Annotated in this window: 13 protein-coding genes; 6 read left to right on the forward strand and 7 right to left on the reverse strand. The window is 60.5% G+C overall.

What is annotated here, in order from left to right; all coding sequences use genetic code 11:
* Window positions 1-188: 188 nt before the first annotated feature.
* Window positions 189-773, reverse strand: a complete 585-nt coding sequence (locus ACYQ54_RS14635; RefSeq protein WP_460083497.1) for a hypothetical protein — start codon at window positions 771-773, stop codon at window positions 189-191.
* A 188-nt stretch (window positions 774-961) separates the two neighbouring features.
* Here ACYQ54_RS14635 and ispH point away from each other — a divergent pair, with 188 nt between their 5' ends.
* Genes ispH through ACYQ54_RS14655 form a run of 4 tightly spaced genes read left to right on the forward strand, consistent with a single transcriptional unit; the run spans window position 962 to window position 4,338 of the window.
* Entirely contained in the window at window positions 962-1,963 is a 1,002-nt protein-coding gene (gene ispH, locus ACYQ54_RS14640) for a 4-hydroxy-3-methylbut-2-enyl diphosphate reductase (protein WP_460083499.1), read from the forward strand.
* 4 nt (window positions 1,964-1,967) lie between these two features.
* Complete coding sequence (thrB, locus tag ACYQ54_RS14645; protein ID WP_460083500.1) at window positions 1,968-2,933, forward strand: homoserine kinase; 966 nt, start codon at window positions 1,968-1,970, stop codon at window positions 2,931-2,933.
* Window positions 2,930-3,397 carry a ribonuclease HI gene (gene rnhA / locus ACYQ54_RS14650; protein WP_460083502.1) on the forward strand — a complete coding sequence of 156 codons (468 nt, stop codon included), beginning with the start codon at window positions 2,930-2,932 and terminating at the stop codon, window positions 3,395-3,397. The genes thrB and rnhA overlap by 4 nt, the downstream gene beginning before the upstream one ends.
* Before the next feature lie 17 nt (window positions 3,398-3,414).
* Window positions 3,415-4,338 carry a diacylglycerol/lipid kinase family protein gene (locus ACYQ54_RS14655; RefSeq protein WP_460083504.1) on the forward strand — a complete coding sequence of 308 codons (924 nt, stop codon included), beginning with the start codon at window positions 3,415-3,417 and terminating at the stop codon, window positions 4,336-4,338.
* 458 nt (window positions 4,339-4,796) lie between these two features.
* On the opposite strand, the gene ACYQ54_RS14660 is transcribed toward ACYQ54_RS14655, so the two are convergent.
* From ACYQ54_RS14660 to ACYQ54_RS14680, 5 genes are all read right to left on the reverse strand, one after another.
* Window positions 4,797-7,706 (reverse strand): EAL domain-containing protein, encoded by a 2,910-nt coding sequence (locus ACYQ54_RS14660; protein WP_460083506.1) that lies wholly within the window; start codon window positions 7,704-7,706, stop codon window positions 4,797-4,799.
* Window positions 7,707-7,737: 31 nt separating this feature from the next.
* On the reverse strand, window positions 7,738-8,376 hold the full coding sequence (locus ACYQ54_RS14665) for a GNAT family N-acetyltransferase (protein ID WP_330559042.1): 639 nt from the start codon (window positions 8,374-8,376) through the stop codon (window positions 7,738-7,740).
* A 29-nt stretch (window positions 8,377-8,405) separates the two neighbouring features.
* Window positions 8,406-9,695, reverse strand: a complete 1,290-nt coding sequence (locus ACYQ54_RS14670; RefSeq protein ID WP_460083508.1) for a M16 family metallopeptidase — start codon at window positions 9,693-9,695, stop codon at window positions 8,406-8,408.
* A 4-nt stretch (window positions 9,696-9,699) separates the two neighbouring features.
* Window positions 9,700-11,106 carry a threonine synthase gene (gene thrC / locus ACYQ54_RS14675; protein ID WP_460083509.1) on the reverse strand — a complete coding sequence of 469 codons (1,407 nt, stop codon included), beginning with the start codon at window positions 11,104-11,106 and terminating at the stop codon, window positions 9,700-9,702.
* Between the two features lie 229 nt (window positions 11,107-11,335).
* A complete protein-coding gene (locus ACYQ54_RS14680; protein WP_460083511.1) occupies window positions 11,336-11,932 on the reverse strand; it encodes a YqgE/AlgH family protein in 597 nt (198 codons plus the stop codon).
* Window positions 11,933-12,116: 184 nt separating this feature from the next.
* Here ACYQ54_RS14680 and ACYQ54_RS14685 point away from each other — a divergent pair, with 184 nt between their 5' ends.
* Window positions 12,117-12,938, forward strand: a complete 822-nt coding sequence (locus ACYQ54_RS14685; protein WP_460083513.1) for a protein-disulfide reductase DsbD domain-containing protein — start codon at window positions 12,117-12,119, stop codon at window positions 12,936-12,938.
* Between the two features lie 133 nt (window positions 12,939-13,071).
* A complete protein-coding gene (locus tag ACYQ54_RS14690; protein ID WP_460083515.1) occupies window positions 13,072-13,560 on the forward strand; it encodes a redoxin family protein in 489 nt (162 codons plus the stop codon).
* Window positions 13,561-13,826: 266 nt separating this feature from the next.
* Here the strand turns inward: ACYQ54_RS14690 and ACYQ54_RS14695 are convergent, their stop codons facing one another.
* Window positions 13,827-14,588, reverse strand: coding sequence for an SURF1 family protein (locus tag ACYQ54_RS14695; RefSeq protein ID WP_460083516.1), 762 nt, complete (start codon window positions 14,586-14,588; stop codon window positions 13,827-13,829).
* Between the last annotated feature and the right edge of the window lie 18 nt (window positions 14,589-14,606).

The following is a 14,606-nucleotide window of genomic DNA, read 5'->3' on the forward strand; positions in this document are numbered from 1 at the left end:
GGGATTGTGCGAGGCAGACATAGTCTTGTCAATATGCGACATGCTGCCCCGGCAATTTTGCCAGTGCACAATTTAAGTCACCGTCGTCATGACGGCGCACAAGTCGCGGCCGGCCGGTTTCAGTTTTCCCGGCTGGGCGACATTCCAGAATCTGAATTCAGTTCGCTACGGGCGTGAAGCGCCCAGCCTTACCGGCGTCGGCCTTCGTCGAAGCCGAAGACGACCTTGGCGTCCGCACCAGCCGGGATCGTGAATTTCTCTTCGATCAACGTCCAGGTTTCGCTGGGAGAATCGGCTCCGAGCGTCACCGGGATCTTCAGCACCTCGGAGCTGAGCGGCTTGGCGCCGCTGCCACCGGGAACGATAGCGACACGCATCGGCAGAACCACTTCACCACCTTTCCAGGCCGGACCGGAGGTGACGTCGCCAGACAGGCCAAGCTTCATGCGGCGGCTTCCGTCGGGTTGCTGCGTACAGGTGTTGGCCCAGTCCTTGACGGTTGCCTGATAAAGCAGTCCCTGAGGGTCATTATCCTTGCCCCGGACGTACTTGCGGATCAGATAGGTGTTGGATTGAAGCTGCAGGGCAGGACAGGGAACGGGTGGAGCGAAAGTTTCAGGAGAAATCTCGATCGGCTGCTGACCGCCTGAAATGACCTTGCCCGCAACACCATCAGCGGCACTCATACACCCCGCCAAAGCCGCGGCGGACAGGCCCACGGCCAGAACTGTCTTCAGGGTCTTGCCGGAGACGGCGGGAATCGCACTGATCATCTTCATTCCATAAAATGCAACATTTGTCGGCGGAGCTTCATAGCAGGAGAAGAATTGCTTGGCGAGGCTTGTCAAACGCAAACCTTCAAGCAGCTCATTGTGGCTGAATTGGTTCAGCTTGCCGCACATCCCTTGACACAGCGTGGCTGCAAGCCCTTATTGCGCGCAGAAACGTTCCTCGAAAGAGCATGATGACCGAGAGCAGACAGGAAAAAACACCGCTTGCCATCCACCTGTGCGCGCCACGCGGATTTTGCGCCGGTGTCGACCGCGCCATCCAGATCGTGGAACTCGCCCTGGAAAAATACGGCAGTCCGGTCTACGTCCGTCACGAAATCGTGCACAACAAGTTCGTGGTTGACGGGCTGAAGGCGAAGGGCGCCGTCTTCGTGGAAGAGCTGGAAGAAATTCCGCAAGGACACACTGACAGGCCGGTCATCTTCTCGGCCCACGGCGTACCGAAATCCGTCCCGGAAGATGCCCAGACACGCAAGATGTTCTATCTCGATGCCACCTGTCCGCTGGTCTCGAAAGTCCACAAGGAAGCCGAAATCCATTTCCGGAGGGACCGCGAGATCCTGCTCATCGGCCATGCGGGCCATCCCGAGGTGATCGGCACCATGGGCCAGCTGCCCGAAGGCACCGTCAGCCTGATCGAGACGGTAGACGACGCCCGCGCGTTCACGCCGAAGACCGACCGGCCCCTTGCCTATATCACCCAGACCACCTTGTCGGTGGACGACACCGCCGGGATCGTCGAAGTGCTGCAGGCGCGGTTCCCGCAGATTGTCGCCCCGCACAAGGAGGACATCTGCTACGCCACGACCAACAGACAGGAAGCGGTCAAGCAGGTGGCACCAAGGGTCGACGCGATGATCGTTGTCGGAGCACCGAATTCTTCCAACTCGCAGCGTCTGCGCGAAGTTGCGGAACGGGCCGGCTGCAAGACGGCGGTCCTGATCCAGCGTGCAAGCGACATTGACTGGCGGGATTTCGAAGGCATTGCCTCATTGGGTCTGACAGCAGGTGCATCGGCCCCCGAAACTCTTGTAGAGGAAATCATCGCGGCGTTCGCCGAGCGCTTCGACGTCAAGGTCGAGACGGTTCGCACCGCCGAAGAAACGATTTCCTTCAACCTGCCGCGGGAGCTGCGTGACATGATCGCCGCCTCCCAGGCCGCTGCCGGATAACCCCATGGCTGTTTACACCGAAGTGACCGATGAAGAGCTCAACGACTTCATCGGCAGCTATGATGTCGGGCGTCTGTTGTCCTTCAAGGGCATCGCCGAAGGCGTCGAGAACAGCAACTTCCTGGTCCACACCGACAAGGCGTCTTATATCCTCACGCTTTACGAAAAGCGTGTGAACCCGGACGATCTGCCGTATTTCCTGAACCTTTTGCAGCATCTGGCGGCAAAGGGTCTTTCCTGCCCGACGCCGGTTCCCTCCAGGGACGGCAATCTGCTGGGCACGCTTGCGGGCAGGCCGGCCGCTCTGGTTACCTTCCTGGACGGCATGTGGGTCAAACGGCCCAGAGTGGATCATTGCGCCGAGTTGGGGCGGGCGATGGCCGAGTTGCATCTGGACGGTGCCGATTATGACGGGTACCGCAAGAATGCGCTCGACGTCAGCGGCTGGCGGCCACTGTTCGACCAATGCGGAGCGCGCAGCGACACGGTTCATCCGGGCCTAGGCAGCGAGATCGCCAGCGAACTCGATCACCTTGAAAAGGTCTGGCCCAGGGAACTTCCGAGCGGGGTGATCCATGCGGACCTCTTTCCGGACAACGTGTTCTTTCTCGGTAACGAGCTTTCCGGCCTGATCGATTTCTACTTCGCCTGCAATGATGCCTTCGCCTATGACATTGCCATCTGTCTGAACGCCTGGTGCTTCGAACTGGACATGTCGTTCAACGTCACCAAGGCGAAGGCCCTGCTGAAGGGCTACACCGCCGTACGGCCGTTGAGCGAGGCCGAGTATGATGCTCTTCCGACCCTTTGCCGCGGCGCGGCCCTGCGCTTCCTGCTGACGCGGCTTTACGACTGGCTGAGCGTGCCGGAAGGTGCGCTGGTCACGCCGAAGGATCCGCTGGAGTATCTGAAGAAACTGCGGTTTCACCAGAGTGTCGCCACCACGCAGGCATACGGGCTGGAGCGATGACGGACAGCAACCGGGTCACGATCTATACGGACGGAGCCTGTTCGGGCAATCCCGGCCCTGGCGGTTGGGGGGTGATCCTGCGGTTCGGGGAGCATGAGAAAGAGCTCTGCGGCGGCGAGGAGGAAACCACCAACAACCGGATGGAGCTGATGGCCGCCATCGAGGCGCTGAATGCCCTCAAGCGTCCTTGCGCGGTCGACCTCTATACCGACAGCACCTATGTGCGCAGCGGCATCAAGGAATGGATGTACGGCTGGAAGCGCAAGAATTGGCGCACGGCCGCTAACAAACCGGTGAAGAACGCCGATCTTTGGCAAGCCCTTGACGCCGCGAGGGAACGCCATGACGTCACCTGGCACTGGGTCAAAGGCCATGCCGGTCATCCGGACAATGAACGTGCGGACGAACTGGCGCGTGGCGGAATGGCCCCGTATAAGAACGGCGAAAAAACGAATCCTGTCTGATGTGCAGAGGATTTTGAGTGAGACGTTTCTGGTGGTCCGGCGCAGCGGCAGTGCGCACAATGGTTCCGGATATGGCCGGAAAGGTGCTGATCGTTGCCAACCCGACCTCGGGTGGCTACAGCGCCGAGTTTCTGGATGACGTACGCAATCGCCTGGAAGATCTCGGCTGCAAGACCGAGATCCGGCTGACCCGTCATGCCGGTGAGATCGGCGACATCTGCGCAGATCCCTCGCTGCCCATTCAGACGCTTGTGGTCGCAGGCGGCGACGGCTCCGTCAACGAGGCGCTGACCGGATTTCAGAACCACCCTGCCCCACCACAACTGGGTATCATTCCCTTTGGTACTGCCAACGTGCTGGCGCTGGAACTCGGCCTGCCGCGCAATGCAAAAGCAATTGCCGAGCTCATCCGACGCGGCAAGACCAGGCAACTCCATTACGGCCTCGCCAACGGCAGGCCCTTTGTACTGATGGCTTCTGCCGGCTTCGATGCCGAAGTCGTCCACGCGGTACCGCTGTCCCTGAAGCGGCGTCTCGGCAAGCTCGCCTATGTCATCACTGCGCTGCGAACCGGCTTCAAGCGCAAGAGCGCCTCGCTGAAAGTGATTCTGGACGGCGAAGAGCTGACCGGCAAGCTCGCCGTTGCCAGCAATGCCCGCCACTATGGCGGCCCCTTTGTCATCTGCCCCGGCGGTGCGACAGATCCTGGCCTGCATATGCTGGTTCTGGAAAGAGACGATCCCTGGTCGTCCTTCTGCTATGGCGTTGCCTTGCTGATGGGCCGCATCCACAAGGCCAAGGGTGCTCTTGTGCGCCCGTTCACGTCCGCTTCCATTCTGGCCACAGGCGCCGTCGCGGCGCAGGTGGACGGCGATCCGTTTGGCGCGACGCCTCTGGAAATCAGGCAGACGGACAAGACAGTCCCCATCCTGGCACCTTGACGCGGTAACCGCGCGGCAACCGTGCCCTCGCCTTCCGAACCCCACCGTACCAAACCAACTCCGCCGTCATTGCAGGACTTGACCCAGCAATTCCATCCCGTGACCTCGCCGAAGCCTCAGCCGAAGGAGAACCAACGGCATGGATGCCATGGTCCAGCCATGGCATGACGGAGTGGGTGGAAAGGTCAGCGGGTCAACATGCTCTTAGCAAGTGGTCGCAGAGACAGAAGAGCGCGAGCGAGTGGAAGCGAATGCTCTGCTTTCCCCTTCCAGATCCCAGCCCTGCCAATTCTCTCGTCATTGCAGGGCTCGACCCTGCAATCCATCCCGTGACCGCCGCTTGCCCGAGGCCTGAGCCAATGGAGAGCCAATGGACATCACGGAGTGAGTGAAATGCAGGTTCGCTCGCAACCGTTCCGGAAGGCACTATTACCCGGAGTACCAGACGCCGGCGAACATCAAGCCGTTTCCGCCTGCGCCGGCATCTTGCGCAGGATCTTGGTGGCTTCCGCTGCAGTAACAGCCTCGCCGAAGAAAAAGCCTTGAGCGTATTCGCAGCCGAGCTGATACAGCTCCAGCGCGTCGTTCTCGCTCTCCGCTCCCTCGGCAACGACAGACATGCCGAGATCATGTCCCATGGCGACGATTGTCCTGAGCAGGACCGGCCGCGCGGAAGAACCGTTCGGTTTCACGAAGGACTGGTCGATCTTGATCGTGTCGAACGGGAAGCGCTGCAGATAGGACAGCGAGGAGTGACCGGTGCCGAAGTCGTCCAGAGACAGGCCTGCCCCCAATCCGCGAAGACGCTCAAGCACCTTGGCGGAATATTCCGGGTTGGACATGACCAGCGATTCCGTCAGTTCCAGTTTCAGGGTACCCGGCGTCAGCGAGGTTCGCGACAGGACCGCCTTCACATCGTTGATGAGATCCTGCTTGAGCAACTGACGGGACGACAGGTTGACCGAAGCAAACAACGGCTGCTGCATCGGGAACTCGCGTTGCCAGAACGCCAGTTGTTGTGCGCCCTTGTCGAGCATGTAGATGCCCAGTTCGTTGATGAGGCCGGACTGTTCGGCAACGGGAATGAACTCCGACGGCGAAATCTTGCCGCGCTTGGCGTGGTTCCAGCGTGCAAGCACTTCGAAGCCGGCCACTGCCTGGTCTTCGAGCCGGATAATAGGCTGGAAGTAGACACCGAGCGTTTCTTTCTTGATCGCTTCGCGCAGGTCGGCTTCCAGATCAACGATGTTCTTGTCGAGCGGACGCAGGATCGGACGGAACACTTCCTGGCGATCGCCTCCCAGACGCTTGGCGTGGTTGAGCGCGATCTCCGCATTGGTGACCATGTCTTCAACCGCTTGCTTGCCGCCTTCGAAGAAGGCAATGCCGACAGAGCAGGTCAGGAAGATTTCCCGGTCACCGAAGGTGATCGGAGCGCGAACGGCCTTGCGCAGCGAATCTGCCAGCGCAACGATCCGGTCCGGCTCCTGTTCGGAGAGCAGAACCAGGCCATACTGGTCACCGGAAAGACGGCCGAGCGTGTCCTGCTGGCCGATCAGGCGGCCGAGACGGCGGGCAACCGTCAAAAGGATACTGTCGCCAGCTGACAGGCCGATGCTGTCGTTGACCTGCTTGAAGCGGTCCAGGTTGAGCACAAGAAGGGTCGGCTTGGAGGTTTCCTCGGCCCGGGACCGGATGACGCTGGTGCGCAACCGGTCGACGAACAGTTCCCGGTTCGGCAGGCCCGTGAGATTGTCATGGACGGCATCGTGCAGGAGACGTTCCTCTGCGGTGCGCTCCTCTGTCACGTCCAGCAGCGTGCCCACGCAGCGGATGACCTCGCCGTCCGAGCCGATGATCGGCCGGGCCCGCAACCGGAACCAGCGGAAATGTCCGTCTTCGGAACGCAGCCGGAAAGTTTGCGTTACCTTGCCGCGGCGCTGGTCGATGACCGCGTCCAGCGTTGCCCGGAACCGGTCACGGTCCTGAGGGTGCAGGATGTCCAGCCAGTCGCGCGCGGGCCCCTCCAGGGTGCCGCGCTTCAGATTGAGCAGGTCTTCAACCTCGTTGCCCGTGTAAATGCGGTCGCGGTCGATGTCCCAGTCCCAGATGATGTCACCGGCTCCGGTCAGCGCCAGGGCCTTGCGTTCGACATCGGAGATAAGCCCCTGCGCAATGGCCCCGCCCGCAAAAGCGTGCTGCATCACAGTGAAGCCGATCAGCAGAACGATCAGGACGAGACCTCCGCCAAGGGCGGGCTGCACGATGTCGTTCGACAGATATCCGGTCACGGTCATGGCCGCACCAACCAGCCATGCCATCAGCAGGCACCAGGTCGGGATCAGCAGAATGGCACGATCGTAATGCTGGAAGGCGAGCACGGCGATGGTGACAAAGCCGAGTAGGCCGATGACGGCGAGCGCCAGACGGGCGATGCCGGCCGCAATCGACGGGTCCCAGACCGCAACGCCCAGCAGACCCAGGATCAGGATCAGAGTCGTCAGCGCCAGGTGTGAATAGTGAATGTTCCAGCGATTGAGATTGAGATAGGCGTAGAGGAAGATGATCAGGCTGGCCGCAAGCATGACCTCGGCGCAGGCGCGCGCCAACTGGCTGCCGCCGCCTTCCAGCTTGAACACCATGCCCCAGAAGCCGAAATCGATGCACAGATAGGCGAGAACCGACCAGGCGAGTGCTGCCGTGGCCGGGAACATGACCGTGCCCTTGACCACGAAAAGGATTGTCAGGAACAGGGCGAGCAGGCCGGAGATGCCCAGAATGATGCCGCGATAGAGCGTGTAAGCGTTGACGGTTTCCTCGTAGACGTCCGGTTCCCAGATCCGGATTTCCGGCAGGTTCGGCGTCGTCATTTCCGCCACGAAAGTTACGATGGAGCCCGGATCGAGCGTGACCAGGAAGACATCTGCCTCGAGACTTTTCTGACGCTCGGGTGCAATGCCCTGGCTCGGCGTGATCGCCAGGATGCGCGAGGAACCGAGGTCCGGCCAGAACAGGTCGGATCCGACCAGCTTGTAATTGGGCGCGACGATCAGCCGGTCGATCTGGTCATCACTGGTGTTGGCCAGCGCGAAGACCGCCCAATTGGTGTTGGTGCCGTCGCGGGACGGCACCTCGATACGCCGCACGATGCCGTCCGCACCCGGTGCGGTCGAGACCTGAAGCCGGGTCCCGGCCTCGCGATGCAGGTCGACGGAATTGGTGATATCCAGCGCTTCGACATCGATCGGAACAGGGATCGGCTCCAGCGCCTGCGCAGGCAGGGTTGCAAGCAACGTTGCAAACAACGTCAGAGCAATGACAAGGTTTCTGATCACGCTTCTTATCGGATCCGGTATCACAATCGACATGGGGCGAAGAAGTACCGGGTTGTGGCGCATGTCACAAGAATTCTTTCAAGATTCCCTCGACGCTCGGTGCCACCTTTTCAGGTCGCGACGCATGGTCTTCCGCCAAACAGGCAAACAGCAGATGATCCTGCCAGGTCCCGTTAATTAACAGATAGTTGCGTGCGTAGCCTTCCCGGTGGAACCCGGCATTTTCGAGCAGACGTATGGACGGCATGTTCGTTGGCAGACATGCCGCTTCAATTCGATGAAGGTTCAACACGTCGAAACAAAACGGCAAGATCATGGCGACGGCCGAGGACATGTGTCCTTTTCCCGCGTGCCGTTCTCCCATCCAGTAGCCAAGTGTCGCAGTCTGGCTGACACCCCTGCGGATATTGCTGAGGGTCAGGCCACCGAGGATCTCGTTGGTGCGCGCACGAAACAGAAGGAAGGACAGGCTGCGGCCCTCCTTGCGATCCTTCGAATAGCGGCGCAAGCGACGGCGAAAGCCGGTCCGCGTCAGGTCGTCGGATGGCCAAAGCGGCTCCCAGGGCTTCAGGAAGGCCCGGCTTTCGCCGCGCAATTCCGCCCACGGCTTGAAGTCGTACATGATCGGCGGGCGAAGATAATAACCGCCGGCTTCAATCAGGAGTTCGGCGTCAGGTGATGCTCCCGGCCGTAACAGCGCCATGCCCCACTCTCCGCCTTGTTCTGTCCAGCCTACATGGACGCGGCCCGCAGGACCGGGCTTTGCTGAAGCCGTCCTGCGAGTTCGTCCGCAGTCATGATACCGTCGACCGGCCCGATCGCGGTCAGGGTCGGCACCGTGCCCACGAAGGTTTCGTGGGCGACCCTGCGGATGTCGGCTGCGGTCACGGCTTCAATCTTGGAGGAAATCTCGTCAGGATCGAGCACGCGGTTGTGCACGAGGATCTGACGGGCAATCTGTCCGGCGCGTGCGGCAGGGCTTTCCAGCGCCATCATAAGGCCGGCGCGTATCTGGGCCCTGGAGCGGGCGACTTCGTCGTCGGAGATCGTCTGCGTGGCAGCGATCAGCTCATCGACGATCATCGGCATCAGCGCAGCCAGATCTTCCTGGCTGGTGGCCGCATGCAGACCGAACAGTCCGGTATCGGAGAACGCCCAGTGGAAGCTGTAAATGGCGTAGCACAGGCCATGTTTCTCGCGGATTTCCTGGAACAGGCGCGATGACATGCCCCCGCCCAGAACAGACGCCAATATCTGGATGGCGTAATAGTCCTTGGATTTGTAAGGCCGGCCTTCGAACCCGATCAGAACCTGTGCTTCCATCAGCTCTTTCGGGCGAAGGGTTTCCCCACCCCGGTAGCGCGCTTCGGACTCCGGTGCTGCCGGTTCGGAATTGAACCCGCCGAATTTTTCGCGGGCCAGAGCGACAAGTTCGTCGTGATCGACAGCTCCGGCGGCCGCCAGAACCATGTCCGGTGCCCGATAACGGTCGGCGAGATAGGCATTCAGCGCATCCCGGTTGAACCCCTGGACCGTTTCCGGCGTCCCGAGGATCGGCCGGCCGATGGCTTGCTCCGGCCAGGCGGTTTCCTGGAACAGATCGAAAGCCTGATCGTCGGGAGAGTCGTTGGCGGCGCCGATTTCCTGAAGGATCACATGCTGTTCGCGGGTCAGCTCCTGAGCGTCGAAAGTCGAGTTTTGCAGGATGTCGGCCAGAATATCGACTGCAAGCGGTGTGTCCTCGGCCAGGATCCGGGCATAGTAGTTGGTGTGCTCGATACTGGTGGAGGCATTCAGCTCGCCGCCGACCGCCTCGATCTCCTCGGCAATGCCGCGGGCTGTGCGGGTCTTGGTTCCCTTGAAGGCCATATGCTCCAGAAGATGGGTTATCCCATTCTGATGCACGGCTTCCGCCCGCGACCCGGTTCGCACCCACACGCCAAGAGCGGCGGTTTTCAGATGAGACATCTGGTCGGTGACGACCGTCATCCCGTTATCGAGGATTGTTGTTTGTACTTTCATATGCTCACACCCCAGCAGTAACGGCCCGGGCGTGATCTTCGATGTATCGTTCCACCACGCCCTGTTCCGCCGCCAGTACCTGCTGGCGCTCCTCCGCAGTCATCATGTCCTTCAGGTTTTCCGGCAACTCCGGCCGGTTTCCTGAAGCCCTTTCCACCGCATCCGGGAATTTTGCCGGATGCGCCGTGCCCAATACCACCATCGGTGTCTCACCGTTATCGTGGACTTTCGCCACATGGACGCCGATTGCCGTGTGCGGGTCCAGAAGATAGCCCGCCTCGTTCCACAGTTCCGCGATGGTCTCTGCCGTTTCGTTCTCGTCGCAGCGGCCTGCGCCGAAAACCGCACGCATGGCGCGGAGCGGCCCTTCCTCAATCTCGAAGCTGCCGGACTGGCTCAACTGGTTCATCATGCGCCGAACGGCTGCGCCATCGCGTCCGCAGACCTCGGCCAGAAGCCGTTCGAAATTGGAAGACACCTGAATGTCCATGGACGGAGAAATGGTTGGCGTCACGCCGCGCTTTTCATAACGCCCGGTTTTGAGCGTACGCGCCAGGATATCGTTGACATTGGTCGCCACCACCAGCTTTTCGACGGGCAATCCCATCTGCATGGCGGCATAGCCGGCGAAGATATCGCCGAAGTTGCCAGTCGGCACGGTGAAGGAAATCTTGCGATGCGGCGCGCCAAGGGCAGCGCCAGCAACGAAGTAGTAGACGATCTGCGCCAGAATCCGTGCCCAGTTGATCGAGTTGACGCCGGACAGGGCGACCCTGTCACGGAAGGAGAAATGGTTGAACATGCCTTTGACGATGGCCTGGCAATCGTCAAAGTCGCCGTCAAGGGCCAGGGCATGAACGTTCTTTTCCGCCGGCGTCGTCATCTGGCGGCGCTGCACGCTGGAGACGCGCCCGTCGGGGAAGAGGATGAAGATATCGGTGCGCTCGCGCCCCCGGAATGCCTCGATGGCTGCACCACCGGTGTCTCCGGACGTCGCGCCGACGATTGTCGCGCGCAGGCCGCGTTCGGCCAGGACATAGTCCATCATCCGGCCAAGGAGCTGCATCGCAACATCCTTGAATGCCAGCGTCGGCCCGTGAAAGAGTTCGAGGATGAATGTGTTCGGTGCCGTCTGAACAAGTGGCGTCACGGCAGGGTGGCGGAAGCCGTCATAGGCTTCTTCGATCATCGCCTTCAGATCGTCTTCGGGAATTGCACCGGCAACGAAGGGCGAAATGACCTGAAAGGCAACGTCCTGATAGGGTTTACCGGCGAAGGATGCGATGGTATCGGCATCAAATTGCGGCCAGGTTTCGGGTAGATAAAGTCCGCCGTCGCGCGCGAGTCCCTGGAGCAGGACATCGGAAAATTCCAGAACTGGTGCTTCACCACGCGTACTGATGTATTTCACCGCGCAACTTTCCTCTTGCTTTGTTTGTCGCGGGACGCCCGCGTCCCCTGCCTGTTTGCCAGACCTCTGATGCGAGAAGGATCAGCCTACTTGAATTCCGGCAGATTTGAAACAAACCATGCCATTGATGCGACTTACGCGCCATAACATTCAAGCGCAAGTCGCTTTTGGCTAAAATGATGACCGCAGAGAGACAAGTTTCCCGAAACCGGACGAGGACCAGGCGCCCTCAGGCATGCCCGGCGTCGGCATAAAGCATGGCGGGGTCGATCCCCATGCTGGCGAGTGCGCGATGCCATTTCTTGTCGGAAGCCCGGTCGAACAGGATCTCGGGATCGGCCGGAGCTGTCAGCCATCCATTGGCCTGGATCTCGTTTTCCAGCTGTCCCGGCGCCCAGCCGGCATAGCCAAGTGCCAGCATGGCCTGGGAGGGACCTGCGCCCTGCGCGAGCGCCCGAAGGATCTCCAATGTCGCCGTGAGGCAAATGCCGTTGTCGATGGCAAGCGTCGACTGGTTCAGCATGAAATCGTCGCTATGTAGAACGAACCCGCGTTCGACTTCGACCGGTCCGCCCTTGTGCACGCTCATGTCACGTACCTTCGGCGGCAGACGAATGGCGCCGTCGTCGTTGACGATATCGAGTTGTATCAGAAGCTCTTCCAGGGATAGATGACGGGCAACCTGGTTCACCACGAGGCCCATGGCGCCCTGATCGGAATGAGAGCAAAGATAAATCACAGAATGTTCGAACCGGCTGTCTGCCATTCCTGGCATCGCAATCAGAAACTGACCTTCAAGGGATTCTGTTGCTTCGGATCCGGCCATGCGTACCTCGTTTTCTGTTGACGCGCTCTGCCCTGAGGAAAGCATAGCCCCTTTGCGAGACTTTGTTAATGTCTGTTTGTGCCCGTCGGATGGCATCCGGCTCACTTCAGCGTCACAAGGATATGACCTGAATTGCCCAGCCTGACCGATGACGCTTGCCCGAAACTCGTGTAGCACAGAGGTCATGAAACGCTCTGTCATTGCCTTCTTGCTTGCCCTTGCCGCACTGCCTGTTCCCGCCCATGCCGCCATGACCGGCTGGACGGAAGTTCAGGGAGGCGCGATCAGGCTGATCGCGACCGGCCCCATTAAAGACGGCCGCTATCTTGCCGGACTGGAGTTCATGCTGGAACCGGGTTGGCATACCTATTGGCGCTATCCGGGAGAGGCCGGAATTCCCCCGCTGATCGACGCTTCGGAAAGCGCAAACCTCAAGTCCACCGAGGTGCTCTATCCAGCGCCTGAGCGCTACGACGACGGTTTTTCGGAATCGATCGTCTATCACAACGGCATCGTCCTGCCGCTGCGGATCGAACCTGTAAGTCCCGGTCAGGCGGTGACGCTGAAACTGGACGTCTTTTTTGGCATCTGTAACGAGATCTGCGTTCCCGGAGATGCTTCGCTGACACTGGATCTGGCACCGGATGCACAGACCGACGATCTTGCCCAGAAGCTGATTGCAAGAGACCTCGAGGCGGTGCCTGCAGCCGGTCCGTCCGAGGATCTTCAGATCAAGGCCGTGGCCCTGTCTGCCTCAGGAGATGCGCTGGAAATCTCGGCTCATGTGCCTGAAGACGCGGTGCCCGACCTGTTTGCCGCCGCTCCAGAAGGTTCCTATATCGGCCTGCCCAAGCCTGCCGGTCAGACCGGCGAAAAGCCGCTCTGGCGCCTGTCGCTCAAAGGCATGAAAACGACGGACAAGGACACACACTTGCGTCTGGTACTGTCTGCGGGCGGCCGCGCCGTCGAACAACTGTTTCCGATTGATCCTGCCTGGGTAAAGTAAGCCGCCTGGCCGAGGCCGGTGGCATTGGCGAACCGCTTTTGAACCATCCTCCCTCGACGTCTGGCCAACAAAGCCCTATCTGTGACGCGGGGCTGCCGTTTCGCCGCAGCCGGTCAATCAAGGGATATTCAGTATGACACTTTCTGTTGGGGATCGTCTTCCAGAGGCAACGTTCAACACAATGACCGCGGATGGCCCCGGCGAAATATCGACCGGCGAGCTCACATCCGGCAAGACCGTTGTTCTTTTCGGTGTTCCGGGCGCATTCACGCCGACTTGCCACATGAACCATCTGCCGGGCTTCGTCGAACACGCGGAAACCCTGAAGAACAAGGGCGTCGACACCATCGCGGTCCTGTCCGTGAACGACGTTTTCGTCATGGATGCGTGGAAGAAGGCTTCCAGCGCCGGTGACAGCATTACCTTCCTGTCCGACACGGCTGCCGGTTTCGTGGAAGCCGCAGGCCTCGGCCTCGGTCCGGCACCGATCTTCGGCCATCTGCGGTCTCAGCGCTTTGCGCTGATCGCCAAGGACGGCGTCGTGACCTTCCTCGCCATCGAGGAAGCCCCGGGCGAAGCCACCAAGACCGGCGCCGCCGCGATCCTCGAAGCGCTTGGCTGAACTTGCTGCAAGCATTCGCATGAAATGACGAAGGGCCCTGCGGGGCCCTTTTTTGACCACCCCCCGGCAGGTCATCCCGGACGCAGCAACGCGGAGATCCGGGATCGGAGTGTCGACGTCCTTTCAACAGATCTGCTGACAAATGTGGCTTTGTGCCTTCCCGATCCCGGCTCGCGCTTCACCTGGTCGGAATGACGACGGAGAGACTGGCTTTTCTCAGCCCGGCGGAGCCACATTCTTTCGCGTCACAAACCCACCGGCACCACCTACTTGGTCGACTTTTCACCCGCCTGTCGTTTACGCGGCCACAGAATACTTGCTGCGTAAGTAAGGTAGACCCCGATCAGCGTGGCGGCGAGACCGAACCAGGTCAGTGCATAGCCCAGATGGTCGTTCTTGAAGTGAACGATGGTCTCGCCCGCCTGGGGAAGACCTGAAGGCGGTGTAAAGGCAGCATCGAGATCGACGCTGTAGGGCGCAAGCTTTGCCGGATCCAACCCCAGTTCTTCAGCCATGGCATCCGTGTCGCGCGCAAACCAGATTCGATCTTCTTTCCCGGGCTCCGGGGTCGTCCAGTTCGGCTTCTCGCTCAGGCGCAACAGTCCTGTCAGCTCCCACGCGCCATCCGGTGGTGCGATTGCTTTTTCGCGCAGTGTCTTGTCGAGACCCTGTGGCAGAAACCCGCGATTGACCAGGACAACCCAACCCTGGTCCGTCTCAAAGGGCGCATAGACCATGACGCCAGGTCCGCCCACGGTTCCTGCCGGCTCGGCCAGGGCGGTGTAATAGAAGACGGCGCCTTCCAGGAAACGCCCGTTGATCCTGACATGCCCATAGTCGTCGGCAGGTGCAAGGTCAGCCCAGGCGGCTGGTTCCGGGGCGGCCACCGGCGGGCTTGAAACGCCCACCTTCACCTGTTCGATAAGATCTTCCTTCCAGGCCAGCCGATCAAGCTGCCAGAAACCGAGATTGAGCAGGACTGCAAGCGCCGCGATGGCGGCGAGCATCGGAATAATGAGTTTACGCATGGGTTTGTCTTCCCGGGA

It is taken from the genome of Roseibium sp. LAB1, assembly GCF_054658235.1.